Genomic DNA, 24,951 nt, shown 5'->3' with positions numbered 1-24,951 from the left:
TGGATGCACCGAAATCTGCCGGTCGTTCAACAGCCCCGCCGAAAGCGGCGGAAAGATGCCCGCGCCGACCGCACACAGATGACCCGCGCCGCGCAGGCGCGATTTCAGCAGCCGGGTTTCCAGGTCAGACGGCAGCCAGGGCTTCTGACTGCCGCCGATCAGCACGATTGCGGTCAGCGCCAGTTCTGGCACCGGGATGTCGCGCAGCGCCATCAGACCTGCGGCAATGCGCCATTCGAACCGCGTGCATTGCAGAAAGTCGTTCGCCGCGCGCAACACATCGGCGCAGGATTCGGCGATGAACCCGGTCCCGCTGTCTTGCGTGACGAACGCAAAGCGCCTGACAGGACCGCCGCCATCGAACCGCCGTCCGCCAATCGCACCATAGGCCTGGCAGAGTCGTTCGTGAATCACGATGTTATCCCTTTCGTTGGCTTGGTCGTCAGGATGCGTTGCGATGTCAGATGACGTTTTCAAACGAGGTCTCGATGGCGCCCAGAAATGACCCGGCAAAGGTGCGTGCGGCCATCAGCAGGTATGTGTCCGGGCCCGACCGCAGGATCATCGCGCCGATATGGTCCATGACGGTTCGCGCGGAATCCCCGATGGCAAACACATCGGGATGCAGGTCCAGCAGGCAGATCCGTTCCAGGGCCGCGCGCGTGTCTGGGCCGACGACTTCCAGCAGCACCCAGTTGTCGGATTGATCGGTGGTATAGCCGACCCCGTTCAAGGTGCCCTCGACGGATCTGCGCGCGTCAGGGGTTGCGTGCGGAAAGACCAGGAACAGCTGGTCCTGTGCCGTCCGGATCGCACGCACGCCGGGCGCCGCGCGACTGCGCCGCGCATTGGGCATGTCCAGTGACCAGCCGGTTTTCAGCGCCTTGGCCAGTTGTTCGTCACCGCCCAGCGGAATTGCGATGGAGACCAGCGCCAGATCGCTGCGCTCGGTGATCCGGTTCGGTCCGATCGACAGGTCCGCGCCCGTCGCGGGCGTTGCATGCAGCACGATGTCAGCCACGTTGACGTCCTCCCTCGGGGTCGATGTGATCGGTGGGGCAGACCTGGACCAGCGTGTCCTTGCCGCGCACCGGGTCGTAGGCGCGGACGGTTTCACCGATCCGTTCGTGACCCCGTTTCAGAAAGCCCATGCCGATGGCATGGCCCAGTTCGGGCGACCAGGCGACCGAGGTCATCCAGCCTTGATCATGCGCCATGTCGGCCGGCTCGCCCGGCGTCAGGAAATGCGCACCGGCGTTCAGCAGGGCGGTGCGATCGACCGGGTGAAATCCGACCAGCCGCATGCCGTCGTCGCGGATCATTTCCGGGCGTTCGGCCAGTTTCGCGCCGATGCTGTCCTTCTTCCGCGACACCATGCCGCCCATGCCCAGCATCATCGCGGTGGTCTGGCCGTTCAACTCAGCGCCCGCGGCATGGCCCTTTTCGATGCGCATGACATTCAGGGCCTCGATACCATAGGGCACCGCGCCGAAGTCTTCACCCACCGTCGTCAGCGCCCGGATCATCGCATCGCCATAGCGTGCCGGAACGGCGATCTCATAGGCCAATTCGCCGGAAAACGAGATGCGGAACAGGCGGGCGGGGGTGCCACCAAAGACCTTGCAGTCGGCGCAAGCCATGAAGGGGAAGGCATCGTTCGACAGGTCGAGGTCATCGACGACCTTGGAAAGCAGCGCGCGGCTGTTCGGCCCGGCGACGGCGTATTGCGCCCATCCGTCGGTGACGGAAATCAGGTGCACATCCAGATCCGGCCACAGGCACTGGCGGGCGAATTCCAGGTTGCGGAACACCAGCGCGGCGTTGGCGGTCGTCGTGGTCATCACGAAATGGGTTTCGGACAGTCGCGCCGTCGTCCCGTCGTCATAGACGAATCCGTCCTCGCGCAGCATCAACCCATAGCGGACCCGGCCTACGGGCAGTTTGGCGAATGCGTTGGCATAGACCCGGTTCAGGAATTCGGCGGCGTCCCGGCCCTGGATGTCGATCTTGCCCAGCGTGCTGACGTCACAGATGCCAACCGAGCGCCGGGTCATGGTGACCTCGCGATCCACGCTGTCGCGCCATCCCGCTTCGCCCGGGCGCTTGAACCAGCGGGCGCGCAGCCAGGCCCCGGATTCCACGAACTCCGCGCCGTTTTCCTGCGCCCAGCGATGCGAGGGCGTCAGACGGTAGGGGCGGAACTCCTTGGCGCGGGCCCGCCCCGCCAGGGCACCGATCGCCACCGGGCTGTAGGGCGGGCGAAACACCGTGGTGCCGGTGTCCGGGATCGACTTGCCCGAGGCTTCGGCCATGATCGCCAGGCCCAGGACATTGGCTGTCTTGCCCTGATCCGTTGCCATGCCCAGCGTGGTATAGCGTTTCAGGTGCTCGACCGCGCGAAACCCTTCCTTATGGCTGAGCCGGATGTCCTTGGTGGTCACGTCATTCTGCAGATCCACCCAGGCGCGTTTCCGGCTTTCGGCGACCTGCCAGAAGGCGGTGACCGCACTGGCCTCGTCCGAGGCACTGGCCGCATCTCCGGCGGCGCCGGTTGCGCCCAGATCGGCGGCGATGGACTTGCCCGCCGCGTGGCCCTGCGCCAGGACGGCGGCCAGCGTCACGGTGCCATTCGCGGCGCCGGCAACGGTCATTCCGGGGGGCAATTGATCGCCCGGTACGAAACAGGCCAGGTCGTCACGCCAGACCGGCCGCCCGCCCTGGTGGCTGGTCAGATGCACATTCGGTGACCACCCGCCCGACACAGCCAGGCAATCGGCCTCGATCCGCTGCCCGTTGCTCAGCGTCAGGCTGCGCAATCCGAGCCGCCCGGCGGTATCGACGACCCGACCACCCTCGCGGGTGTCGAGGACACGGATCACCTCGATGCCCTTTGCGCTCAGGTCCCGGGCGGTGCGCAATCCGTCATCGTTGTTGGTGAACACCGCCACCTTCCGGCCCGGGGCGACCCCGAACCGGTTGACATAGCTGCGCACGGCACCCGCCAGCATGATCCCCGGCCGGTCGTTGTTGCCAAAGGCGATGGAGCGTTCGGTTGCGCCCGCGCAGAGCAGCGACCGCTTGCTATAGACGCGCCAATGCACCTGGCGGGGCTTGCCGCCCGAAGCGGCGAGGTGATCGGTCTTGCGCTCCAGCGCACCGAAGATGCCGTGATCGAACGCGCCAAAGACAGTGGTGCGTGGCAGAATCCGCACGTTGGGCATCGTGGCCAGTTCGGCAGCAGCCGCCGCCGCCCAATCGGCACCCGGCTGTCCGGCGACCTCATGCGTTTCGGCATTCAGCCGCCCGCCCAGCGTGAAATCCTCGTCGGCCAGGATCACCCGCAACCCGGCGCGCCCGGCTGCCAAGGCGCCCGACAGACCGGCAGGACCGGCTCCGATGATCAGCAAGTCGCAATGCAGATAGCCGTGGTCGTAGCTGTCCGGGTCTTCCTGCATCGACAACCGGCCGAGTCCCGCCGAGGCGCGGATGACGGGTTCATAGAGTTTCTCCCAGAACGCCCGGGGCCACATGAAGGTCTTGTAATAGAACCCCGCCGTCAGAAAGGGCGACAGCAGGTCTGTCACCGCCATCAGGTCGCGCTCCAGTGGCCCGCGGTGGTTCTGGCTGGTCGCGGCCAGACCGTCGAACAGTTCGATGGTGGTGGCGCGGGTGTTGGGTTCCTGCGCGGCGCCCTTGCGCAATTGCACCAGGGCGCTGGGCTCTTCGGACCCGGCGCTGAAGATGCCGCGCGGGCGGTGATATTTGAACGAACGGCCCACCAGCCGCTGGCCATTGGCCAGCAGCGCCGAGGCCAGCGTGTCACCCTTGTGGCCGGTCAGCGCCTTGCCGTTCCAGCTGAAGGACAACGTCTGCGACCGGTCGATCCGTCCGCCGGAGATGCGGTTGCTCTGGGTCATTTCGATCGTCCTTTGCGGCGCGCCACGTCACGGGCCAGTTCGACCGAGGTGATCGCATGGGTCAGGGTGTTGCGGGTGACCACCAGCCAGGACCGGTCGCCTTGTTCGTGATACCACAGCTCGCGCAGCTCGCCCGCCGGATTGTCGCGCAGATAGGCGTAGTCGTGCATCGCCTCGAGGCTGGCGGTGAAGCCGTCGGGGCGGTCGATTTGGCTGGCGTCGCCTCGGTTGACGAATTCGGCGGAATCGCGGGGGCCAAGCAGGGGATGGTGAATGATCATGGTTTGCTCTTGTTCTCAGTGCAGGTTGGGCTGGTTGCCCTGGCCCTTTTCGTCGATGATCGCGCCCGTCCGGAACCGGTCTAGCCGGTAGGCGTGCGCGGTCTCATGGGGGCGATCGGTGGCAAGGAGATGGGCGTAGCAATAGCCGGACGCCGGCGTCGCCTTGAACCCGCCGTAACACCAGCCACCGTTGAAATAGAGTCCGCCGATATGCGTCTTGTCGATAAAGGGTGAGCCGTCCATCGACATGTCCACCAACCCGCCCCACATGCGCAGCAGGCGCGCGCGGCCGATCATCGGCATCAGGGCCATGCCACCCTCGCAGGCGTCCTCGACGGCGGGCAGGTTGCCGCGCTGGGCATAGGTGTTGTAGCCGTCGATATCGCCGCCGAACACCAGCCCGCCCTTGTCGGACTGGCTGATGTAGAAATGGCCGGCGCCATAGGCGATGACGCCCGGAATGGTCGGCTTCAGCCCCTCGGTGACAAAGGCCTGCAACACATGGCTTTCGATGGGCAGCCGCATCCCGGCCTTGGCCATCACGCGGCTGGACGAGCCCGCGACGCAGACCGCGACCTTGCGCGCGCGGATCGGCCCGCGCGTGGTCTGCACACCCCGGCAGACACCGCCCGCGATGTCAAAGCCCGTAACCTCGCAATTCTGGATGATGTCGACGCCGCGCGCATCGGCCCCGCGCGCATAGCCCCAGGCCACCGCGTCATGGCGGGCCGTGCCCGCGCGCGGCTGCCACAAGCCGCCCTGGATCGGAAAGCGCGCGTTGTCGAAATCGAGGAACGGACACATCTGCTGCACTGCGGCACGATCCAGAAGATGCGAATCCGCTCCCGACAGCCGCATGGAATTGCCACGCCGGGCGTAGACATCGCGCTGGGCATCCGAGTGGATCAGATACAACGCGCCACGCTGGCTGATCATCGCGTTATAGTTGAAATCCTGCTCCAGCCCTTCCCACAGTTTCAGGCTGAACTCGTAAAAGGGCTGGTTCCCCTCAAGGAAATAGTTCGAGCGTATGATCGTCGTGTTGCGGCCGACATTGCCCGATCCGATCCAGCCCTTTTCCAGGACGGCGACATTGGTGATGCCGAACTCCTTGGCCAGATAATAGGCCGTGGACAGGCCGTGCCCGCCACCGCCGACAATGACGACATCATAGTCGGGCCTGGGCTCGGGTTCGCGCCACACAGGGACCCAGCCCTTGTTGCCAGTCAGACCTTCCTTGAGCAGACGCAGTGCGGAGTAACGCATTTCATGAACCTCGATTGCATGGCTCTGTTCTGCGGCCAAAATGGTGTTCGACATACCAGGAAAAGGACATTAAACATCATGTTCCGGACAGCCGTCATCACAGGGACCGGACGTGCAAACCATCGGAATTCTGCCGATCGAAGGCTTTTCTCTGTTGTCGCTGGCCAGCGTCGTCGACCCGTTTCGCAGCGCCAATCTGCTGAGCCGGAAAAAGCTGTATGACATCGTGACCATCGGCCGCGACCTGACGCCCGTTGCCAGTTCCGGCCCGGCGATGGCGCGGATTTCTCACTTGATGACAAACGATCTGGAACTTGGCTCTCTGTTCGTCATTGCTGGCGGGCGGCCTGAGAATTTCAGCGACCAAAAGACGCTGCACTGGATCGAGCAGATGTTTCGCAAGGGTGTGTGCATCTGCGGCGTATCGGGCGGGCCGGTGATCCTGGCCAAGGCCGGTATCGTGACCGGGCACCGGATGACCGTGCATTGGGAACACGCGCCGGCGCTGCTCGAAGCCTATCCAGACCTGATGCTGGAACGCACCCTGTTCACCCGCGATCGCCGCTTGATCACCTACGGCGGCGGCGCGGCGGCGCTGGACATGACCCTTGCGTTGATCGGGCAGGATCATGGCCCGGAGTTCGTGCGCAAGGTCGGCGATTGGTGCCTGCACACCGACATCCGCGAGGCCACGCGGGCGCAGCGTCGCGCAGCGCCAAGGAATGTCGGACCGGCGAATGCGGCAATCGTGCAGGTGGTGCAGGCGATGGAAACGCATATTGCCGTGCCGCTGTCGCTACCGGATCTGGCGCAGATCGCCGGGCTGTCGGAACGGCAGCTGAACCGCGTCTTTGTGCGCGCCACGGATGAAACGGTGATGGGCTATTACCGGAACCTGCGGCTGGACTGCGCGGCAAACTTGCTGCGCAGCTCGGCGCTAAGCGTTACCCAGATTGCGCTGGCGACCGGGTTCGCCAGTTCGTCGCACTTCACCGCGGCCTATCGCGCGCGATATGGCGTTCTGCCCTCGGCCAGTCGCGCCTGACCCCGGCGTGGGCGCTGCGTGGGCTTTGACGCTGGTCAGAGGCCACAGGGCGGGGCCACGTCACTCAACGCGTTCAAACACCGCCGCCAGCCCTTGCCCGCCACCGATGCACATGGTCTCGAGTCCGTAGCGCGCGCCGCGGCGATCCATTTCGCGCAGCATGGTGGCGATGATGCGCGCGCCGGTCGCGCCCACCGGGTGACCCAGCGAAATGCCAGAGCCGTTGACATTGAGCCGCGCGTCATCGACAGCCAGATCCCACCACCGCAGGCAGGCGATGGCCTGGGTGGCAAAGGCCTCGTTCAGCTCGATCAGGTCCATGTCCGCAAGTGTCAGTTCGGCCTTGGCCAGCGCACGGGACACCGCGGGCACCGGGCCGATGCCCATGCGTTCGGGCCCGACCCCGGCCACTCCCCAGCTGACCAGCCGGCCAAGGGGCTTAAGCCCCATCGACTCGGCCCTAAGGCGTGTGGTGACGATGCAGGCGGCAGCGGCATCGTTCTGCCCGCTGGCATTGCCCGCGGTCACCGTCGCTTCGGGGTCGTCTCGGCCCAAGATGGGGCGCAGGGTCGACAGGCTTTCCAGCGTCGCTTCCTGGCGGATGTGTTCGTCGGTGGTCCACCGGACCATGCCCCTGCGGGTCTTCACGGTGACCGGCACGATTTCATCGCTGAACTTACCTGCGGCGGTCGCCGCCACGGCCTTGGCGTGCGAGGCGACGGCAAAGGCATCTTGTTCACTGCGGCTGATCGCAAAATCGCGTCGCAGGTTCTCGGCAGTTTCCAGCATGCCGCCGCGGATCGGATAAGCCTTGCCGCCCGAGGTCACGCGCCCGCGCCCGATCCGGCAATGAAAACCGGCGTCGCGCCCCCCGAGGCCCCAACGCGCCCCCAAAGTATAATATTCGGCTTGACTCATCGATTCAGCGCCGCCAGCGATGATCAGGTCGGCGGCGCCGGTCTGGACCCGCATCGCCGCGTCGATCACGGCCTGCAGGCCGGACCCGCAGCGCCGGTCGATCTGGACACCGGGCACCGAGATATCAAGCCCGGCATCAAGCGCCGCCACGCGCCCGATCGCGGGGGCCTCGGCATTGGGATAGCATTGTCCGAGGATGACATCGTCGATGTCCTCGCTCCGCAGGCCGGTGCGGTTGACCAATTCCCGGATCACCAGCGCGGCCAGATCGGCGGCTGGCAGGTCCCGAAAGGTTCCACCATAGCCGCCGACCGGCGTGCGCAGCGGTTCACAGATCACGGCGTCGCGCATGGCGTTCTTCCTTTCAGCAGGATGTTGCAAGGCTGCTCGCCTTGTCCAGTAGGAGAGGAGGTGGGAGGTTTGAGGGCTACGGACGGATCGACGCCGGTTCGCCGCCTTTGCTCAGGCAGGAGACGCCGCAAAGGATGCCGCGCGGCGATCCAAGGATGCATCTTGATACAGGGTGGTGCGCTGCCGCGCCGGCCGTCCGACCCGCGCCAGCAAGGCCTCCATCGCGGACGGGGACATCTCCTGGCCATGCGACGCGCCCGCCGAACGGGTGATGGTTTCATCCATCAAGGTGCCGCCGATGTCGTTCACCCCCGCTGCAAGACAGGCGGCCACGCCATCGGGGCCCAGTTTGACCCAGGACGCCTGGATGTTGGGAATGTGCGGGTTCAGCGCCAGCCGAGCGACCGCATGGAGCAGGACGGATTCGCGCCAGGTCGGCCCCTTGCGCGAGTCGCCCTTCAGGTAGATTGGCGATTCCATGTGCACAAATGGCAGCGGCACCAGTTCGGTAAACCCGCCGGTCCGCATCTGCTGGTCGCGCAACCGCAACAGGTGCCGCGCCCAGTGCACCGGGCGGTCGATGTGGCCGAACATGATCGTCGCCGTCGTCCGCAGCCCCTGGGTATGGGCGGCGTTTATCACCTCGAACCATTGCGCGGTGGTGATCTTGTCCGGGCACAAATCACGCCGCACCTCGTCATCGAGAATCTCGGCGGCGGTGCCCGGCAGGCTGCCCAGGCCTTCGTCGATCAGACGCGCGACGAAATCCGGCACCGGAATGCCCAGCGTTGCGGCGCCCTGATGCACCTCGAGCGGCGAGAATGCGTGGACATGCATGTCCGGAAGGTCCGACTTGATCGCGCGCAGGATGTCCAGATAGGTCTGGCCGGTGTAGTCGGGGTGAATCCCGCCTTGCAAACAGACTTCGACGGCGCCCCTTTCCCAGGCTTCGCGGGCGCGCTGCACCACCACGTCGGCACCCAGATTATAGGGGCGGCCACGCAGGTTCTCGCTCATCTTGCCCTTGGAGAACGCGCAGAACTTGCACTTGAAATAGCAGATGTTGGTGTAGTTGATGTTGCGCGTGACGACATAGCTGACGGTCTCGCCGCTGACCCGTTTGCGCACCGCGTCGGCGGCCTGCATCACCTCGTGCACCTCGCCATCGCGGGCGGCCAGCATGCGGCAGACATCGGCTTCGCGCAGGATTTCGCCCCTGTCCGCGTCCGACAGGATGCGCGACAGGGTCAGGTCCGGCACGACGACGGGCGAAGCTGGCAGGTTGGGCAGGGCCTGACCGGCGCTGCCGGGAACCCAGGGGTCGGTCCGCGCCAGACCGTCGGCGTCGATCCGATCCAGCACCGGCTTGCGCAAGGCCTTGTCCAGCCAGGCGTTTTTCTGATGGGCAAAGGCCGGGTAGATGCCCAGCCGTTCGACCAGGATCTTGCCGCAGCGGGCGGTATCGGCGGCCAGTTGGTCCAGATGCGGCCAGGGCGCCTCGGGGTTCACATGGTCCGGCGTGACCGGCGAGACGCCGCCCCAGTCGTTGATCCCGGCCGCAATCAGCCCATCGCCACCCCGCGACAGGTTGGGCGGAGCCTGGATCGACATGGCGGGGCCAAAGATCAGCCGCGCGACAGCGATGGTCCATTGCAGATCGGCCAGATCGGGTTCTGGCCAGTTTGCCATCCGCGTATCCGGCTTGGCGCGGAAATTCTGGATGATGATTTCCTGTAGATGCCCGTACTCCTGGTGCAGACGACGCAGCGCCAGCAGGCTGTCGATCCGCTCGGCCCGGGTTTCGCCGATGCCGATCAGGATGCCCGAGGTGAACGGGATCTTGAGCTCGCCCGCACCGCGCAGCGTTTCCAGCCGGACGCGCGGGTCCTTGTCAGGCGACCCGGCGTGGCAGTTCCCCTTTTCCCCCAGCCGCGCCGAGACGGTTTCCAGCATGATGCCCATCGACACCGCAACCGGGCGCAGCATCGCCATCTCGTCGCGGGTCATCACGCCGGGGTTGAGATGCGGCAGCAGCCCGGTTTCGCGGATCACCAGTTCGGCCATCGCCGCCAGGTAGTGCAGCGTGCTCTGGTATCCCATCCGGTCCAGGGCCTCGCGCGCGGCGCGATACCGCAGTTCCGGCTTGTCGCCCAGGGTGAACAGCGCCTCCTTGCAGCCCGCCGCCTGACCCGCGCGGGCGATCTCCAACACCTGTTCGGGCGTCAGATAGGGCGCCGCAATCCGTCGCGGCGACTTGGCAAAGGTGCAATAGTGACACACGTCGCGGCAGAGTTCAGTCAGCGGGATGAACACCTTGCGGGAATAGCTGATCAGCCGCCCGTGGCCCTGATCGCGCAGTGCCTGGGCACGCGCCATCAATAAGTGCAGCGGAACGTCCAGCAGCGATGCGGCCTCAGTGTCTGTTACTCCGACGCGGAGTTCGAGGTTCTTTGGAACATAGGTCATGCGACACCCATCGACAGGTTTTCTACAAGTGGCCGTTGCGCCATTAGCGCCTGGAGGAAACGCACTGCAGCGCCAGGCTGGTCAGAGCGGGCCAGGGTGAACAGGTCTTCGGCGCAGTCGATATCGACGGCCATGCTGTTCAGCGGGAACACTTTTGCCGTCACTCCGGCCCGGGCGGCTGCCGCCTTGTGTTTGAAAAAGCTGTTGTGCCCAAAGGCAGGGGCGATCAGATCCGGGCGCGACAGCAACAGGCCGTTCGTTCCGCGATTGTGGCGGTCAGGCACGATGCCGATGAACGGCGCATCCACGGCGCGCGGCGCGGACAGGCGCGCGACGTCCTGCGCGTGCAAGAACGGCAGATCGGCGGGCAGCACCATCACCGGACGCCGCGCGTCCACCGCCTGCAACCCAGCCGCGACACCGTTGTTATAGCCCTGCGAAACGCTCTCTCGGATAGCCTGCGCGCCGAATTCCCGGCCAAGGTCAAAGACGCTGTTGTCATGCGCCACGATCCAGATCTCGCCCAGATCGCCAGAGCGAAGCGTCGTCAGCACGTCACGCAGCATCGCCAGCGCCAGCCCCGCGCGTTCGTCGGGGCTCAGCAGTCCCTGCAGGCGCCCCTTGGCCCGCGACAGGTCCTTGACGGGGATCAACACATTAGTCATCGCTCGATCCCGGCTGCAAAATCCAGTGTCGCCCGGGCCAGGGCCGCGCGGCTTTCGGCATCGGTCATCACGGTTTGCGCGACATGCACGGCGATCCCAAGGTCGCGGATCGCCGGGGCAAAGGCGGCGTCCTGCACGTCAATCACCAGACCGTCGATCAGGCCCAGATAGTGCCGGGCCACCCCCAGAACCGAGACATCCCTGCCCAGTTCCAGCATCATCTTGGCTGCCGGACCCTTCAGCGCCTTGCCGCCGACGATGGGTGACACCGCGACTATGGGTGCCCGTGCCGCAGTCAGCGCGTCGCGCATCCCCGGCAGGTGCAGGATCGGGTCGATGCTGACATAGGGATTCGAGGGCGCGATCACGATGGCGCGGGGCGCGGCGCGCATTGCCTCCAGAATGCGGGGGTGCGGGCGGGCGACGGGCAGCCCGTCAAAGGCAAAACCCGTCACCGCCGGCGCGCATTGATCGCGCACGAAATAGGTCTGAAACGCCAGCGGGCCGGTTTTGGTCTGAACGATGGTCGCGACGGTGTCGTCGCTCATCGGCAGGACCTGTGCCGAGATGCCCAACCTGCGGGCTAAGTCCAGGGTCACGTCGCCCAGGCTGCGCCCCTGGCGTAAGAGATCGGTTCGCAGGACATGCGTTGCCAGATCGCCGTCGCCCAGGTTGAACCAGCCGGGTCCGCCCAGCCCCGCGAGTGCGGCCATGAAGGTCCAAGTTTCGTCTTTACGGCCCCAACCCCGGACCTGATCGGACAGCCCGGCCAGTGCATACAGGACCGAGTCGATATCCGGGCAAACGCGCAGCCCCAGGTGGTCAAAGTCATCCCCGGTGTTGCAAGCGACGATCAGATCGTCCCCGGCAACCACCTGGGCCAGGCCAAAGACCAGCTTTGCCCCGCCGACGCCGCCTGACAAGGTAAGAACCGGGCCTGTCATCGAAACAAATCCTCTGATATGTCGCGGATTAGATCAGACGCAGGCCGAGCGACGGCGGTGGCGCTGCCCTCGAAATCGAGGCCACGCAGATGAACCACCGGGCGACCCTCGGCAGCCCCACCTTGCAGCAGCGAGGCTGCGCAAGCGAGTTCGTCGGCGATCGCCTGTTGTGTCACCTGCAACGCGCGCCCGAACAGATCGGTCTCGCCGCGCCGGTCCCAGATGCTGGGGATACCGGCGGCGCCGATTGCCACGCCGGTCGTGCCCAGGCGCCAGGAACGCCCAAAACTGTCGGCGATCACCACGCCACAGCGGCAGCCATGACGCCGATCCAGCGCGGCCTTCAACCCGGCTGCGCTTTTCTCGGGGTCTTCCGGCAGCAGCAGCACGTTCTCCTCGTTCGTTCCGCTGGCGACGTTCGAGGCATCGACCCCGGCATTGGCCATGATCCAGCCGCGCCGGTGCTCGACGATCAGGATGCCGGGTTTCTTGCGGATGACGCTCTTGCTCTCGGACAGGATCACCTCGACCAGTCGGGGATCCTTGTGGATCTCGGCGGCAAGTTGGCGCGCGGCGGGTCCGGGCGTGACAGTGTTCAGGTCAACCATCCGCCGCTCGGCCTTGGACACGATCTTTTGCGCCACAACCAGGATGTCGGCATCCAGCAACGTGATCCCTGCGCGCTGCAGGCCATCGGAAATCAGATCACCCAGATTGTCCCCTGCCTGAACAAGCGGCAAGTCCTTCAACGCAGCAAGTGTGATCTGACTGGACATGTGATTCCCTGCCTATCCCTGAGCGTCTTCGGCGTGCGCTTCACCCACGACCCTGATCCCGGCGCCGTCGATCTTGTAGGTGCCGTTGATGAAGATCAGCACGGACGTCAGGGCTTCGGCAACAGCGGAATTGTCGATCCGGCCCGCATGCCAAGCCTTCATGTCGGCGTCCCTGGCCAGCGCGATGACGGTCTCGCGCGCGACCTTGTCATTGCCGCAAACGAGCACGTCGCAATCGATGCTGTGGGTCAGGTCGTTCAGGTGCGCGGCGGCAACATTCTGAAACGCCGAGACCACGCGCACACCGTCGCCAAGTTGCTGTTGCACGGCCTTGGCGATCGACCCGCCTTCAGGCAGTTGCACGACGCGCACCTTTGGCGGCACCAGTGGAACGGTCACATCGACCAGGATCTTTCCCGCCAGATGCGCCTTGATGCTGTCCAGCGTCGCGGCGTGGCTGGCATAAGGCACCGCCATGACCACCAGATCGCCCCAGGCGGCGGCGGCGGCGTTTTCCCGGCCCGAAATGTCGGCCCCGGCCTGTGCCGAAAGCTCGGCGGCGCGGTCGGCGGCGCGCGCGCCATCCCGCGACCCAATGGTCACGCTGTGCCCGGCGCGCGCCCAGCGCAGGGCCAGCCCCGCCCCCAGGGACCCGGTGCCACCGATGATCGCGATCTTCATCTTGCTGGAATACTCGGTCATGTCGTCGCCTTTCTGTATCACGTTGGTGTCTTGTCAGGACGGATGGCATAGCAGGCGCGACCTGTCACAACCGTTGCGCCGGCGTCGTCGGTGATGTCGACATCGACAAAGCCGACAGTCCGGCCGACGCGCCGGACGGTGGCGACGGCGCAGAGATGCGGCGAGCTGGCCAGGCGCAGAAAATCGGTGCTGAAATTCAGCGTCAGCATCGGCCCACCGGCCACCAGCATCAGCGCGTAGCAGCCGGCGATATCCACCAGTGACGCCAGAACGCCCCCATGCCATTGCCCGGTGCCCGGCTGGCGTTCGAATTCAGCGCACATCGACACGCGCAGCGTCAGCGTCATGGCGTCGTGGTCAAGGCCTAGCACTTCGGGCCGAAACAACTGGTGATAGCGGGAACGACCGATATGTTCCTGAATGTCGGCGACCGTCAGATGTGTCTGGCCCGTGTTCATGTCAGGATGCGCTTTCGGCGCGCTTGGATTTGATCAGGTTCCAGACGTGATCTTCCAGAACCCCGCGCTGCACCTTGCCAATTGCCGACAGCGGGATCTTGTCGATGCAGGTCAGGAACTCCGGCCATTTTGCCTTGTCTAGGCCGATGCCCTGGCAATGGTTGCGCAGGTCGGTCAGCGTCACCTCACCGGCCTTGACGACCACTGCGGCCAAACGGGACCCGAGGCGATCATCTGGATAACCGATAATCGCCACGTCTTCGACGGCGGAATGGCTCAGCAACGCATTCTCGATTTCCAGCGGCGAGATGTTCTCGCCGCCCCGCAGGATGATATCCTGCGCCCGGCCAACCATCTTGATATAGCCGTCTTCGCGTTGCTCACAGGCGTCACCGGTTTGATACCAGCCATCAGCGTGCAGCCGACCCTTGGGATCGCCGCTCCAATAACCCTTCATCATCTGTTCCGGGCTATGAATCTGCAATTCGCCGTCGATCACCCGGGTCTTGGTGCCGGGCGTGGCGATGCCATCGGTGTCCAGCCGCTTGTCAAGGTCGGCGTCCAGCGGCACGGCGGTCACGGCGCCCGCTTCGGAAGTTCCGAAATAGGACCAGACCTGACAGCCTGGCATCGCCTCCAAGGCGCGGCGGACCAGCGTGCGCGGCACCGGAGCCCCTGCCGAGGGGAAGAATTTCAAGGTCTTGATGCGCTGGTTGCCGTGTTTTTCGGCATAGGCCACCATGTCGATCAGGAACGGCGTTGGCGCCACCGTGAAGGTGCATTTGTAGCGGTCGATCAGCGTGACGGCGGTGTCGATATTCCAGCGCGACACAAGCACCATCGGCGAATTCAGAAGCAGGGAAAAACGCACGCCGAACAGCAGCGACACGGCATGGCCGACCGGCGACGACACCAGGATCGGGTCGTCCTTGGTCAGGCCGAAATGCGTGGCAAACATCTCGGTCTGACGCTGCCAGGTTGCGCCGGTGTGCATTGCTGCCTTGGGCGTTCCAGTGGTGCCCGAGGTGCAGGCCAGCCAAGCCAGTTCATCGCCCAGGCACCGGATGGGGCGCTCTGGTCCGATGGGCGCTGCCTCGTTCTCGCGGAAGCGCCGCGCGCCCAGCTGGTCGAACAACGGATTGTCGCCCACCAGATGCTCGGTCAGGACGACGACCTTGGCATCCAGAATATCGGCCAGTTCGGTGATGCTGGTTCCCGCCGACCAGGGCAGGTTGACCAGCACCGCGCCGCACAGGCGCACGGCCAGGTAGTCGATGACGAATTCGATCACATTGGGCCGCGCGATGATCACACGCGACCCGGGTTCGGCACCCTGCGCAATGAACTGGCCCGCCCGCATCCGCGCCTTGTGGATCAGATCGCCAACCGTGATCTCGCGGTCGATCTCGGCCACCGCCAGCGAGGCGGGATCGCGGGCGCAAAGCCTGTCCCATTCCTCGGCGGCGAAGTCCCGCGTGCTGGCGTTCTTGAGATAGACCTCAGCCATTGTTGTAACCTGGGATTTTCTTGATCTTGGTGACCAGATCCGCGACCTGATCGTCGGTCAGACCGTCGAACCAGGTCTCGTCGATCTGGATGCGGTCCACCTTGCCGCCATAGCGTTTGGCCAAGGCCGAGGGCAGGTCTTCGGGCGTGGTGATGATGGCATAGGCCTCGAGCATCTCGTCCGACACCAGGTTGCCCATCTCCGCCCATTTGTTCTGCCGCGAGAGGTTGGCAAAGTCCTCCTGGTTGACGCTCCAGCCGAACATTTCCAGCATCTCGGCGTATTCCGGCGTCGAGGCGTAGAGCGCCACGCGCTCTTTCAGGCCCTTGGCCATGCGGTCCAGCCCTTCGGTGGAGGTGGCACAGCCGATGAAACCGTAGCCGCCCAGATCCAGGTCCTTCAGCGTCCGGCAGGACCGCTCCAACCCGATTTCCAGGTTGGGCAGCATGACCTCCTCGTGCCATTTCCAGGTGATCGGATCGCCCGGCAAGTGACCGTCCGCAACCTCGCCGCACAACCGGCACATCAGCTTGTTGATCGCCGCCAGGTGGATTTCCGGCTTGCCGGTCGCCAGCGGGCCCGGGTTGTAATAAGGGATCATCAGGTTGTGCTTGTAGTATTCGCCGTCATAATCCAGCTTGGTGCCGTTCTGCCAGCAATCCCAGATGGCGTGCAGCGCGCCGATGTAATCCTTCATGCGGCGGATCGGGGGCTGGAAATCCATCCCGAAACGGCGCGTCAGATGCGCCTTGATCTGCGATCCGATCCCCAATTGAAACCGTCCACCGCTGAGTTCGTTGAGCGACCAGGCGTCATAGGCGGTTGCCATCGGGCTGCGCGGAAAGGCGACGAACACGCCCGACATCATCTTGATGTCCTTGGTCACCATCGCGCCCGCCGCTGCCGACAGGGTCGGCGGAACCGTCAGTTCCAGCAGGGTCGTTCCGTCATAACCAAGCCGTTCCGCACGGGCCATCGCGTCTGGGATCAGCGACAGTTTCTTGGGTCGTACCATCGAATAGACGCGCATGATTATTGACCTCCCACACTGGTCGTTGCGTAGTTTTTCTGCATGAAATCCTGCGAATACTTGCCGCTGGCGGAATCGAGGCCCAGCAACTCGTCAGAGCGCTCTGACGGTTGCCCGTAGCCACCGGCGCCGGGCGTTTCCACGGTGATCCGGGTGCCCAACTTGACATCCACCTTGTTCGGCTTGTCGGCCAAGCGGCGCTTGCCCTTGGCGTCCTCGATCAGGAACTGGCCGGATGCGCCGGGCTGGCCACCGAACAGGCCCCAGGGCTGATAGCGGAACCGCTCGCCCGCACCGTTGAAGACGCATTCATGGTCCACCGGTGTCAGCACGCGGCGCAGGCCCAGCCCACCCCGGAATTTCCCCGCGCCGCCCGAGTTCTCGACGAAGCCGTATTCCTCGACGCGCAGCGGGTATTCCTGCTCGATCGACTCCACCGGCAGGTTCGAGGTGTTGGTGATCCCCACCTGGACGCCGTCCTTGCCGTCCTTGGTGGCGCGGGCGCCCATGCCGCCGCCGATGGTTTCGAAATAGAGATAGGGCTTGCCGGTGCGCGGATCGACACCCGAAAACACGGCGGTGGTGTTGGCGCCGTTCGCTGCCGCGATCACCTTGTCCGGGATCGCCTTGGAGAGCGCACCCAGTACCACGTCGATCACCCGCTGGCAGGCATGGGCACGCGCCGCAACCGGGGCCGGGAACACGCAGTTCAGGATCGTGCCGGGCTCGCAGCTGATGTCCACGGCATCCAGAACCCCCTGGTTCGAGGGCATTTCACTGTCCAGTGCGCCGATCAGGGCATAGTTCACGCTGGCCTGCACGGCGTTCAGCGTGGTGTTGATGTTGCCGGGCACCTGCGGGCTGGTGCCAGCAAAGTCGAGGTGGATGCGGTCGCCCTTGACGGTCAGTTTCAGGCAGATCGGGATATCGAAGGTCTCCAGCCCGTCCGAATCCATGAAGTCGTTGAATTCATAGACACCGTCCGGGATTCGGGCGATGGCATCCTTCATGCGCTGGTTGGTGCGGCTGATGATCTCGTCAAAGGCGGTCAGGACATTGGCCAGACCATGCACCTTGACCACCTCCTTGAACCGGCGCTCGCCCAGGCGACAGGATGCGATCTGCGCGTTGTGGTCGCCCTGGCGTTCGTCGGGCACGCGCACGTTCAGCAGCAGGATGTCCATGATGTCCTTTTGCAGGACACCCCGGTTGAACAGCCGGACCACCGGAATGCGCAGGCCTTCCTGGTAGATTTCGCTCATCCCGCCCGCCATCGAACCGGGGACCATGCCGCCGATATCGGCGTGGTGCGCGATGTTGCAGACAAAGGCCGCGATCGCACCGTCGATGAAGATCGGCATGGCATAGTTGATGTCGGGCAGATGGGTGCCCCCCGCGGTGTGCGGGTCGTTGGCGACGAAGATGTCGCCTTCTTGGATGTCGTTGCCGAATTTCTCCAGCACGCATTTCATCAGGCCGCTCATCGACGCGATGTGAATGGGCAGCGTCAGATCCGCCTGCACCACCAGCCGGCCCTTGCGGTCGACGATGGCGATAGAGTGGTCCTTGCGCTCCTTGATGTTGGTCGAATAGGCCGACCGCATCAGGGCCACAAAGCACTCGTCGGCAATCGAGCGCAGGCCGTTGGCGATAATCTCAAGACGGATCGGGTCGAGGTCTGCGGCTGGCATGATCATGCGACGTCCTTCGGGTTGATGCTGATAATCAGATGACCGTCGGCCGTCATTTCCGCGACGTCACCAGGGTAGACAGGGGTCGTGGTGTCCATCTGTTCCAGGATGGCCGGCCCCTTGATTCTTTGCCCGGGGCGCATGTCGGCGCGATTGTAGATGCGCGTTTCGACAGGGGCCTCGGCGTTGAAATACACTTGGCGGGTGTTGCGCGGCTGGGGCTCGCCGGATTTGCCGTCGGGCGCGGCGCGATCCTCGAACCGGTGCAGCCTGGCGCTGGCGGACAGGCGAATGTTGACGATCTCGATCGGGTCGGTTTCGCTGGCATAGCCATAGGCCTGATCATGCGCGGCGCAGAATGCGGCCTTCAGCGCAGCGGCGTCCGGCACGTCGCGGCCCGACAGCGTGACGCCGTCGGTCACCGGGACCGCCAGTTCAAAGTTCTGGCCGACATAGCGCGCATCAACGACCAGCTGCAGACGGCGGCCCGATTTCGGCGCCTTTTCGGCGGCGAACCAGGTCTGCGCGCGGGCGTCCAGCTCTTGCAGCGTGTCGCGCAGTTGCTCGACTCCGGCCTTGTCCAACGCGATGCGGCGGCTGACGACAAAGTCTTCCTTCAGGTCCGACACCAGCAGGCCCTGTGCGCAGACGATGCCCGGCGCGGCCGGCACGATCATCTCTTTCATGCCCAAGCTGACGGCCACGTCGCGGGCATGCAGCGGGCCCGCGCCACCAAAGGGCATCAGCACGAAGTCCCGCGGATCGTGCCCGCGTTCAACCGAGATCGTGCGGATCGTGCGCACCATGTTCGCAACCACGATGCCAAGCACCCCATGCGCGGTTTTTTCGGGCGTGAACCCCAGCCGGTCGGCGATCGGCTGATAGACCTGGCGCGACAGTTCGGCGTCCAGCCCCATGTCGCCATCCAAGAGGCCGCGCGGCGACAGGCGCCCCAGCAACAGGTTGGCGTCGGTGGTCGTTGGCTCCTTGCCGCCCTTGCCGTAGCAGGCGGGGCCAGGGAAGGCGCCAGCGCTTTTCGGCCCGACCTTGAGCAGTCCGTCGCGGTCGAACCAGGCGATGGAACCACCGCCCGCGCCAACTGTTTCAACATCGACGCAAGGCATCCGGATGGGGAACCCGGCAACATCGCGGTCAAAGGCCAGATCGACGTTATAGTCGCGGATCAACGCGACATCGGCACTGGTTCCGCCCATGTCCAGCGTGATGATGTTGCGCCGACCGGTCTGGCGCGCCGCGTGGCCCGCGCCCACCGCCCCTGCGGCCGGGCCGGACAGCGCCGTGCGCACCGGGAAATCGCGCGCGCGCCGGGCGGACATCAGTCCGCCGCTGGACTGGTTGATGCCCAGCGTCGCGTTGGGCGCGCGCTCGGCGATCCCGGCCTCCAGGGTTTCAAGGTAATGCCACATGACCGGTTGCAGATAGGCGTTCAGCACGGTGGTCGAGAGACGCTCGTATTCGCGGAACTCTGGCTGCACTTCAGAAGAGACGGAAATCGCGATGTCAGGCGCGCGCTTGCGCAGGGCCTGGGCGAATTCCTGTTCATGGGCATCGTTGCGAAAGGAAAAAAGAAAGCCGATGGCGCAGGCGGCGGCCCCGGCCGCGATCACTTCTTCGATGGCCGCGTCGATGTCGTCTGCGCTGGGTGCGCGGACGATTTCCCCCTGCGCACCGATCCGTTCGTTCAGCTCGATCCGGTGCTCACGATCCACCAGCGGCGTGGGATGGTCAACCTGAAGATCGTACATGAGCGGACGGGTCTGGCGGCCGATTTCCAGCAGGTCGCGAAAGCCCTTGGTGGTGACCAGCGCAACCCGGCTGCCGGTGCGCTGGATCAGCGCGTTGGTGCCAACCGTCGTTCCATGCGAGACTCGCGTGATCGCATCCTTGGGGATGCCGAATTTCTCACACATGGCATCAAGGCCGTTCAAGATCGCGTCGGCCGGATTTGCCGGTGTTGAAGACGTCTTGTACACGTGGATTTTGTCAGCCCTGTCATTCGCTGCGTAAAAATCCGTGAATGTACCGCCGACATCCACCCCGATTGTCCAAGTCATGCGCCACTCCCAATGGTCGATCCGATAATTTCCGTAGCATACTACGAATTATCGGCCTGTCAAAGAGATTCGACGCATGCGCCCTATCGGCACGGGCGGCGCCAACCAGTCCAGGTTGTGGGCTCTGGTCGATTGGGTCGTACCCTGCTAATAGATATGCCGGCCTGACCATTGGAGACAGCTGCACACCATGAAGCAAAGCATTGACATGTTTGAAAACCTCGCGGATCGGCCGGGGCACCTCATCCGGCGACTGCATCAGATTCATGTCGGTCTCTTTCTCGAGGAAAGCGCGAAATACGATCTTACGCCAGTGCAATTCGGGGTGCTTACCGTTCTGGCCGACGGCGCGGTTCGCGATCAGGTGACGGTCGCGGCGCTGGTCGGCGTGGACCGGAACACGGCGGCCGATGTCATCCGGCGACTCGCTGGTCGCGGTCTTCTGGAAAGGCCCAGCAACCCGTCGGACAAGCGGACCAAGATGGCCAAGATCACCGAAGCGGGCCGAGAGATGGTCAAGGCGGTGCAGCCCGGTATGATCAAGGCGCAGTTCCGGTTCGTCGAACCGCTAAGCGATGAGGAATACCATCAATTCATGGCGCTTGCCGGAAAGCTGATCGACGCCAACGATCACAACAGCCGCGCGCCCTGGCGGCCCTTGCTTGAGTCATCAAATGATGACGTTACGCTCTCCGAATAGCGCTTGGCATCCGCTGGATTTTGACTGATCCGGAAGTGCAGGACAATTTTGTTCGCCGCTGCTCCGTGACCGGACTGCCCGGTACGGGCCTTGCCCCCGGATCGACGCTTGGTCAGTTTTTGCGCGAAGACACGAAATCCAAGATGGACACAGGTACGTGCCAACTGCTAAAAGGTAGTGCACTACCATTTTTCGGCGCGGCGTTCCGCCCTGCAAGGATTCGGCGCCGAACCCAGGAACGAGGACCAACGGATGTCTGACGATTTCGCGATCTTCTCAAAGATCATCAATGAACGATACAGTTGCCGCGGTTACCTTGAGACCGAAGTCAGCGAACAGGACATTCGGGACATCGTCGCAACCGCGTCGCGCGCACCAACGTGGTGCAATGCACAGCCTTGGAAGGTCATTGTGACCCGCGGCGCCGAGACCAGGGCCTTTGCCGAGATGCTGACCAAGGCAGCGGAAACGACGCAGATGGAACCAGATTTCGCATGGCCCCTCCAATACACGGGCGAATACCAGGACCGCCGGCGCGTATGCGGTTACCAACTGTATGAAGCTGTCGGCATTGCCCGCGACGACAAGGCTCGGCGCGCCGAGCAAATGATGCAGAATTTCCGCTTCTTCGGTGCGCCACATGTGGCCATCATCACCTCGGATGCAGATTTAGGCCCCTATGGTGCGATGGATTGCGGTGGGTTCATCGCGTTGTTCTCGCTGGTGGCGCGGGCCAAGGGCATCGCCAGCGTCGTCCAGGCCTCGGTGACCGGCTACGCCCCGGCGATACGCCAGTATTTCCAGATCCCGGCCAATCGCCGGATCCAGACGGCGATTTCCTTTGGCTATGAGGACTTGGATCATCCGGCCAACGGTTTCAGAACCGAGCGCGCCGACTCTGACAATGTGGTGACGTTTGTCGGATAAACGCGGCGTCGTCCGGGCAAAGGGATAACTAGTCAAAAGGGGCTGCCCACATGGGCAGCCCCTTTCGTTTTCCGTGCTTTCCCATGTCAGAGGAAACCGGGCAGCCAGGTTGCGATGCCCGGAAAGACGATGATCAGCGCCATACCCAATATGAACAGACCGACAAACGGCCAGGACGCGCGATAGACATCGCTGATGCTCATCTCGGGCACCACCGCCTTGAAGGCAAACAGCGTATAGCCAAACGGCGGCGTGACGGCGCCCAGCGTGATGTTGATCAAGAACAGCAGCCAGAACCAGACCGGGTCGAACCCCAGGGCGGCGACGACAGGTTGATAGATCGGGATCGTCAGCAAGATGACGGCAATCGTGTCAATGAACATGCACAACACGAACGGCACCGCCATCATCAGAAGCAGCATCACGATCGGCGAATACCCCAGGTTGGCGACCACGCTTACCATCTGACTGGCGGCCCCGGTAAAGGCCAGCAACTGGGTGAACATCTTGGACATCGCCATGATGATCAGGATCATGGCCGACACCGTCACCGACGCAATCAGCGACTCCCAGATCATACGCACGGAAAGCTTTCGGTAGATCGCGGCAGTCAGCAGCGAGCCGACAACACCGGTCGCCGCAGATTCCGACGGCGTGGCGACGCCCAACATGATGAACCCCATGACAGAGAACATCACGATCAGGAAAGGCAGAGTGCGGATGACTGCGATCAGCTTGTCGCGCGGGGTCACATCGCCGCGTTCACCGACCACATTCGCCGGCGCAAGGCCCGGATTGATTGCGATGCGCACGAACACGTAAATCAGAAAGATGACGCTGATCATCAGGCCCGGCACAATGCCTGCGATCAGCAGCTTGGCAATCGACACGCTTGCCAATGACCCGACGATGACCGCAAGCAGGCTGGGTGGGATGATCGGCGCCAGGCTCGCACCGCCGATGATCAGACCTGCAGCAATATCACGGTCATACCCCCGCGTCTGCATGCCGGGCATGATCGCCCGTCCCAGCATCGCGGCGACCGCCATCGCGACGCCCGACAAGGCGCCGAACACGGCCGAAAGCGAAACCACCAGCACATACTGACGGCCCTTGACCCGGCCGACCAGCTTGTCGATCGAGTCGAACAGAACGTCCATCGTGCCGGACCGGAACAGCAACTCGCCCATCAGCACGAACAGCGGAATCGAAGCGAGCGATGTAGTTGTCGTGGTATCCAGCAGCGAATTGGCGAACATCGGAAAACCGGCCCAATGACGAAATACACCCCGATCAGGATTGCCGCCAGGAACGCGAGGAAGATCGGGGCACCGATCATGAAGAAGAAGAACAGGATCGACAGTCCGATGAGGAGCGATTCATACCAGGGCATCATTCAGCCTTTCCCAAGAGTTCAAAGCCGCTGACGCGGTGTCGGGGCGACAGATACACCAGGAAATAAAGGGCGCTCAGCAGCAGCCCAAAGGTGATGAACGACGACACCCACCACAACGGGACCGGGTCGATCGCCAGGGTGGTGATGCCCCGCGTGTATTGCCGGATGTTTTCCTTCAAGCTGACCCAGGCCGAGTAGGACAGGCACGCGAACCCCAGCAGACTGACAACGACATGGGCCGCATTGGCGACGGATTTCGGCATGACATCGACAATGATCGTGACCGCAACATGCGATTTGTCCTTGGTGACTTGCGGCAAAGCCAGGAACACGATTGCGCAAAGCGCGTAAGACACGAAATCGCTCGCCCAGGATGTCGGCGATGCGAAGATGTAACGCATGACAACTTCAAAGACATACGATCCAACGATCATCGCCAGACCTATGCCGGCCAGTATGGTTGACAGATGCGTCAACAACTCAATGAGTTTTGCCAGCGAGGTGGCCAGGAGTTTCATCGGACTCTCACTTTTCGCTGCGTTGAGTGAGGGCATGAGCCTCACCGAATGGTGACGTGATGCCTGGCAGCGCGTGGCTGCCAGGCATCATTCATTCTGACCTTACATGCCTTGTGCGCGGACAAAGTCGCGGAAGGCCTCGCCAACGGCGCCCGAGCCCTGAACCGCCACTTCCATCGCACCCTGTGCAAACAGCGCATTCGCTTCTTCGGCCGTGTAGCCAATCGAGGTCATTTGCGCACCGGCGGCGATCATCGCCGCGTTTTCTTCTGCGAGCAGTTGGTTGAATGCCCCGACCGAGTTCAGCTCGAGTTGATGACCAGCCTCGAGGAGAAGGTTCTGGGTCGCCTCATCCAGACCGTTCCAGCGATCGAGGTTCATCATGATCAGATAGGAAACGGTGCCAAAGGTCGGTTCGGCCAGGTAGGGGGCGACTTCGTGATAATTGAAGCCGACCGCACCGACCGCAGTCCAAACCAGGCCGTCGATGACACCGCGCTCGGCCGCCGAGTAGAGTTCGCCAAAGGGGATCACGACGGGCGTGGCACCCAGCGATCTCACGATCGTGTTATACGACGGCAGCGCACGGATCGTCATGCCAGAAAGGCGGTTGGTGGGATCCATCGGCTCGGTAAGGAAAAACCGGAAACCCGTGGTCGCCGTCGGAATGGACAGCAACTTGACGCCCTGGGTCTCTTGATAATGCTGGTCAACCCAATCCCAGATCCCGGTTTCGCGGCGGCGTTCGACATCGCCGTTCACCGCATCCAGCGCCGCGCCGATGCCGGTCTCACCCGTGTGATACAGGCCATGTGTATACAAAAGGTCAAAGACCCCGTCGGCAACGGGCTGCAACTGCTGGCCCGCAGGCACGACTTCAGGTCCGCTGGGCGTGATGGTGATCTCGCCATTCGACATCTGGTGGACCATTTCGTTGTAGGCATAGGCCATGTGCACGACGCCGGAATGGTTTGATCCCCACCCCGTCAGCATCCGAAATTCTTCGCGCAACCGGCCGTCGTCGAGGCAACCACACTCAATGTGGCCGCGGTAATGATCTTCTTGAGCGAGTTCATTTCTGCGTTCTCCCTGTTTGTTCACCTGGCGCTCTGTCTCAGAGCTTGGCCCCGTCAAGACTGATGGCGCTCAGCGGCGGGTGAGAATATTATGTAGTATACGCCTTATTCTGTCGAATCATTTTTTTCCTCCTTACTTGGTTGTAATCGCTCTATATTTTCAAGGGATGTTGGAAAGACACCGCGGGACTTAGCGGTCAGTTCCCCGTTGCTGCCATCGAACCAAGCACCGGAATCGTATC

Annotated in this window: 22 protein-coding genes; 4 read left to right on the top strand and 18 right to left on the bottom strand. The window is 63.6% G+C overall.

Annotated features, from left to right (window positions below; genetic code table 11):
• Positions 1–3: 3 nt before the first annotated feature.
• Positions 4–468, top strand: coding sequence for a hypothetical protein (locus tag VDQ28_RS13165; RefSeq protein WP_323036368.1), 465 nt, complete (start codon positions 4–6; stop codon positions 466–468).
• On the opposite strand, the gene VDQ28_RS13160 is transcribed toward VDQ28_RS13165, so the two are convergent.
• The 4 genes from VDQ28_RS13160 to VDQ28_RS13145 are packed head-to-tail and all read right to left on the bottom strand — an operon-like array spanning position 461 to position 5,464.
• Complete coding sequence (locus tag VDQ28_RS13160) at positions 461–1,021, bottom strand: sarcosine oxidase subunit gamma (RefSeq protein ID WP_323036367.1); 561 nt, start codon at positions 1,019–1,021, stop codon at positions 461–463. The genes VDQ28_RS13165 and VDQ28_RS13160 overlap by 8 nt on opposite strands.
• Complete coding sequence (locus VDQ28_RS13155) at positions 1,014–3,917, bottom strand: sarcosine oxidase subunit alpha family protein (protein ID WP_323036366.1); 2,904 nt, start codon at positions 3,915–3,917, stop codon at positions 1,014–1,016. The genes VDQ28_RS13160 and VDQ28_RS13155 overlap by 8 nt, the downstream gene beginning before the upstream one ends.
• The gene (locus VDQ28_RS13150; protein ID WP_323036365.1) at positions 3,914–4,198 is read right to left on the bottom strand and encodes a sarcosine oxidase subunit delta; all 285 of its coding nucleotides are present in this window, start codon (positions 4,196–4,198) and stop codon (positions 3,914–3,916) included. The genes VDQ28_RS13155 and VDQ28_RS13150 overlap by 4 nt, the downstream gene beginning before the upstream one ends.
• A gap of 15 nt (positions 4,199–4,213) precedes the next feature.
• On the bottom strand, positions 4,214–5,464 hold the full coding sequence (locus tag VDQ28_RS13145; protein ID WP_323036364.1) for a sarcosine oxidase subunit beta family protein: 1,251 nt from the start codon (positions 5,462–5,464) through the stop codon (positions 4,214–4,216).
• A 112-nt stretch (positions 5,465–5,576) separates the two neighbouring features.
• Here VDQ28_RS13145 and VDQ28_RS13140 point away from each other — a divergent pair, with 112 nt between their 5' ends.
• On the top strand, positions 5,577–6,509 hold the full coding sequence (locus VDQ28_RS13140) for a GlxA family transcriptional regulator (RefSeq protein WP_323036363.1): 933 nt from the start codon (positions 5,577–5,579) through the stop codon (positions 6,507–6,509).
• A gap of 60 nt (positions 6,510–6,569) precedes the next feature.
• On the opposite strand, the gene VDQ28_RS13135 is transcribed toward VDQ28_RS13140, so the two are convergent.
• From VDQ28_RS13135 to VDQ28_RS13085, 11 genes are all read right to left on the bottom strand, one after another.
• Entirely contained in the window at positions 6,570–7,778 is a 1,209-nt protein-coding gene (locus VDQ28_RS13135; RefSeq protein ID WP_323036362.1) for an acetyl-CoA C-acetyltransferase, read from the bottom strand.
• Between the two features lie 111 nt (positions 7,779–7,889).
• Positions 7,890–10,244: a 5-amino-6-(D-ribitylamino)uracil--L-tyrosine 4-hydroxyphenyl transferase CofH gene (gene cofH, locus VDQ28_RS13130; protein WP_323036361.1), complete on the bottom strand. Its 2,355-nt coding sequence runs from the start codon at positions 10,242–10,244 to the stop codon at positions 7,890–7,892.
• Positions 10,241–10,909 carry a 2-phospho-L-lactate guanylyltransferase gene (gene cofC, locus VDQ28_RS13125; RefSeq protein ID WP_323036360.1) on the bottom strand — a complete coding sequence of 223 codons (669 nt, stop codon included), beginning with the start codon at positions 10,907–10,909 and terminating at the stop codon, positions 10,241–10,243. Before cofC ends, cofH begins: the two co-directional genes overlap by 4 nt.
• Positions 10,906–11,853 carry a 2-phospho-L-lactate transferase gene (gene cofD / locus VDQ28_RS13120; RefSeq protein WP_323036359.1) on the bottom strand — a complete coding sequence of 316 codons (948 nt, stop codon included), beginning with the start codon at positions 11,851–11,853 and terminating at the stop codon, positions 10,906–10,908. Before cofD ends, cofC begins: the two co-directional genes overlap by 4 nt.
• Complete coding sequence (gene cofE, locus VDQ28_RS13115) at positions 11,850–12,629, bottom strand: coenzyme F420-0:L-glutamate ligase (RefSeq protein ID WP_323036358.1); 780 nt, start codon at positions 12,627–12,629, stop codon at positions 11,850–11,852. Before cofE ends, cofD begins: the two co-directional genes overlap by 4 nt.
• A gap of 12 nt (positions 12,630–12,641) precedes the next feature.
• The gene (gene npdG / locus VDQ28_RS13110) at positions 12,642–13,331 is read right to left on the bottom strand and encodes an NADPH-dependent F420 reductase (RefSeq protein WP_323036357.1); all 690 of its coding nucleotides are present in this window, start codon (positions 13,329–13,331) and stop codon (positions 12,642–12,644) included.
• Between the two features lie 17 nt (positions 13,332–13,348).
• Positions 13,349–13,789 carry a PaaI family thioesterase gene (locus VDQ28_RS13105; RefSeq protein WP_323036356.1) on the bottom strand — a complete coding sequence of 147 codons (441 nt, stop codon included), beginning with the start codon at positions 13,787–13,789 and terminating at the stop codon, positions 13,349–13,351.
• Position 13,790: 1 nt separating this feature from the next.
• A complete protein-coding gene (locus VDQ28_RS13100; RefSeq protein ID WP_323036355.1) occupies positions 13,791–15,296 on the bottom strand; it encodes a class I adenylate-forming enzyme family protein in 1,506 nt (501 codons plus the stop codon).
• A complete protein-coding gene (locus VDQ28_RS13095) occupies positions 15,289–16,326 on the bottom strand; it encodes a TIGR03617 family F420-dependent LLM class oxidoreductase (RefSeq protein WP_323036354.1) in 1,038 nt (345 codons plus the stop codon). Before VDQ28_RS13095 ends, VDQ28_RS13100 begins: the two co-directional genes overlap by 8 nt.
• A gap of 2 nt (positions 16,327–16,328) precedes the next feature.
• Positions 16,329–18,023: a hydantoinase B/oxoprolinase family protein gene (locus VDQ28_RS13090; RefSeq protein WP_323036353.1), complete on the bottom strand. Its 1,695-nt coding sequence runs from the start codon at positions 18,021–18,023 to the stop codon at positions 16,329–16,331.
• On the bottom strand, positions 18,020–20,092 hold the full coding sequence (locus VDQ28_RS13085; RefSeq protein WP_323036352.1) for a hydantoinase/oxoprolinase family protein: 2,073 nt from the start codon (positions 20,090–20,092) through the stop codon (positions 18,020–18,022). Before VDQ28_RS13085 ends, VDQ28_RS13090 begins: the two co-directional genes overlap by 4 nt.
• A gap of 190 nt (positions 20,093–20,282) precedes the next feature.
• Between VDQ28_RS13085 and VDQ28_RS13080 the strand changes: the two genes are divergently transcribed.
• Both VDQ28_RS13080 and VDQ28_RS13075 read left to right on the top strand, forming a co-directional pair.
• Entirely contained in the window at positions 20,283–20,792 is a 510-nt protein-coding gene (locus VDQ28_RS13080; RefSeq protein WP_323036351.1) for a MarR family winged helix-turn-helix transcriptional regulator, read from the top strand.
• A gap of 252 nt (positions 20,793–21,044) precedes the next feature.
• Complete coding sequence (locus VDQ28_RS13075) at positions 21,045–21,719, top strand: nitroreductase (protein WP_323036350.1); 675 nt, start codon at positions 21,045–21,047, stop codon at positions 21,717–21,719.
• An 86-nt stretch (positions 21,720–21,805) separates the two neighbouring features.
• Here the strand turns inward: VDQ28_RS13075 and VDQ28_RS13070 are convergent, their stop codons facing one another.
• The 3 genes from VDQ28_RS13070 to dctP form a co-directional block, all read right to left on the bottom strand.
• On the bottom strand, positions 21,806–22,978 hold the full coding sequence (locus VDQ28_RS13070; protein ID WP_323036349.1) for a TRAP transporter large permease: 1,173 nt from the start codon (positions 22,976–22,978) through the stop codon (positions 21,806–21,808).
• A gap of 133 nt (positions 22,979–23,111) precedes the next feature.
• Positions 23,112–23,633, bottom strand: coding sequence for a TRAP transporter small permease (locus tag VDQ28_RS13065; RefSeq protein WP_323036348.1), 522 nt, complete (start codon positions 23,631–23,633; stop codon positions 23,112–23,114).
• A gap of 102 nt (positions 23,634–23,735) precedes the next feature.
• Entirely contained in the window at positions 23,736–24,626 is an 891-nt protein-coding gene (dctP, locus tag VDQ28_RS13060; RefSeq protein ID WP_323036347.1) for a TRAP transporter substrate-binding protein DctP, read from the bottom strand.
• Between the last annotated feature and the right edge of the window lie 325 nt (positions 24,627–24,951).

The organism is Pararhodobacter sp., from assembly GCF_034676545.1.
In the GTDB taxonomy this organism is placed as follows: Bacteria; Pseudomonadota; Alphaproteobacteria; order Rhodobacterales; family Rhodobacteraceae; genus Pararhodobacter.
Note: the sequence above shows the minus strand (reverse complement) of the source record. Positions and strands in the feature narration are given on the sequence as shown.

What these genes read in the sequence shown, in the direction of transcription:
- cofD (WP_323036359.1), bottom strand. Translation starts at nt 11,853, where the DNA reads ATGACAGGCCCGGTTCTTACCTTGTCAGGCGGCGTCGGCGGGGCAAAG.
- VDQ28_RS13075 (WP_323036350.1), top strand. Translation starts at nt 21,045, where the DNA reads ATGTCTGACGATTTCGCGATCTTCTCAAAGATCATCAATGAACGATAC.
- VDQ28_RS13165 (WP_323036368.1), top strand. Translation starts at nt 4, where the DNA reads ATGCACCGAAATCTGCCGGTCGTTCAACAGCCCCGCCGAAAGCGGCGG.
- cofC (WP_323036360.1), bottom strand. Translation starts at nt 10,909, where the DNA reads ATGACTAATGTGTTGATCCCCGTCAAGGACCTGTCGCGGGCCAAGGGG.
- VDQ28_RS13080 (WP_323036351.1), top strand. Translation starts at nt 20,283, where the DNA reads ATGAAGCAAAGCATTGACATGTTTGAAAACCTCGCGGATCGGCCGGGG.
- VDQ28_RS13150 (WP_323036365.1), bottom strand. Translation starts at nt 4,198, where the DNA reads ATGATCATTCACCATCCCCTGCTTGGCCCCCGCGATTCCGCCGAATTC.
- VDQ28_RS13135 (WP_323036362.1), bottom strand. Translation starts at nt 7,778, where the DNA reads ATGCGCGACGCCGTGATCTGTGAACCGCTGCGCACGCCGGTCGGCGGC.
- VDQ28_RS13095 (WP_323036354.1), bottom strand. Translation starts at nt 16,326, where the DNA reads ATGCGCGTCTATTCGATGGTACGACCCAAGAAACTGTCGCTGATCCCA.
- VDQ28_RS13065 (WP_323036348.1), bottom strand. Translation starts at nt 23,633, where the DNA reads ATGAAACTCCTGGCCACCTCGCTGGCAAAACTCATTGAGTTGTTGACG.
- VDQ28_RS13085 (WP_323036352.1), bottom strand. Translation starts at nt 20,092, where the DNA reads ATGACTTGGACAATCGGGGTGGATGTCGGCGGTACATTCACGGATTTT.
- npdG (WP_323036357.1), bottom strand. Translation starts at nt 13,331, where the DNA reads ATGACCGAGTATTCCAGCAAGATGAAGATCGCGATCATCGGTGGCACC.
- dctP (WP_323036347.1), bottom strand. Translation starts at nt 24,626, where the DNA reads ATGCTGACGGGGTGGGGATCAAACCATTCCGGCGTCGTGCACATGGCC.
- VDQ28_RS13100 (WP_323036355.1), bottom strand. Translation starts at nt 15,296, where the DNA reads ATGGCTGAGGTCTATCTCAAGAACGCCAGCACGCGGGACTTCGCCGCC.
- VDQ28_RS13105 (WP_323036356.1), bottom strand. Translation starts at nt 13,789, where the DNA reads ATGAACACGGGCCAGACACATCTGACGGTCGCCGACATTCAGGAACAT.
- VDQ28_RS13155 (WP_323036366.1), bottom strand. Translation starts at nt 3,917, where the DNA reads ATGACCCAGAGCAACCGCATCTCCGGCGGACGGATCGACCGGTCGCAG.
- VDQ28_RS13145 (WP_323036364.1), bottom strand. Translation starts at nt 5,464, where the DNA reads ATGCGTTACTCCGCACTGCGTCTGCTCAAGGAAGGTCTGACTGGCAAC.
- VDQ28_RS13090 (WP_323036353.1), bottom strand. Translation starts at nt 18,023, where the DNA reads ATGATCATGCCAGCCGCAGACCTCGACCCGATCCGTCTTGAGATTATC.
- cofE (WP_323036358.1), bottom strand. Translation starts at nt 12,629, where the DNA reads ATGTCCAGTCAGATCACACTTGCTGCGTTGAAGGACTTGCCGCTTGTT.
- cofH (WP_323036361.1), bottom strand. Translation starts at nt 10,244, where the DNA reads ATGACCTATGTTCCAAAGAACCTCGAACTCCGCGTCGGAGTAACAGAC.
- VDQ28_RS13070 (WP_323036349.1), bottom strand. Translation starts at nt 22,978, where the DNA reads ATGTTCGCCAATTCGCTGCTGGATACCACGACAACTACATCGCTCGCT.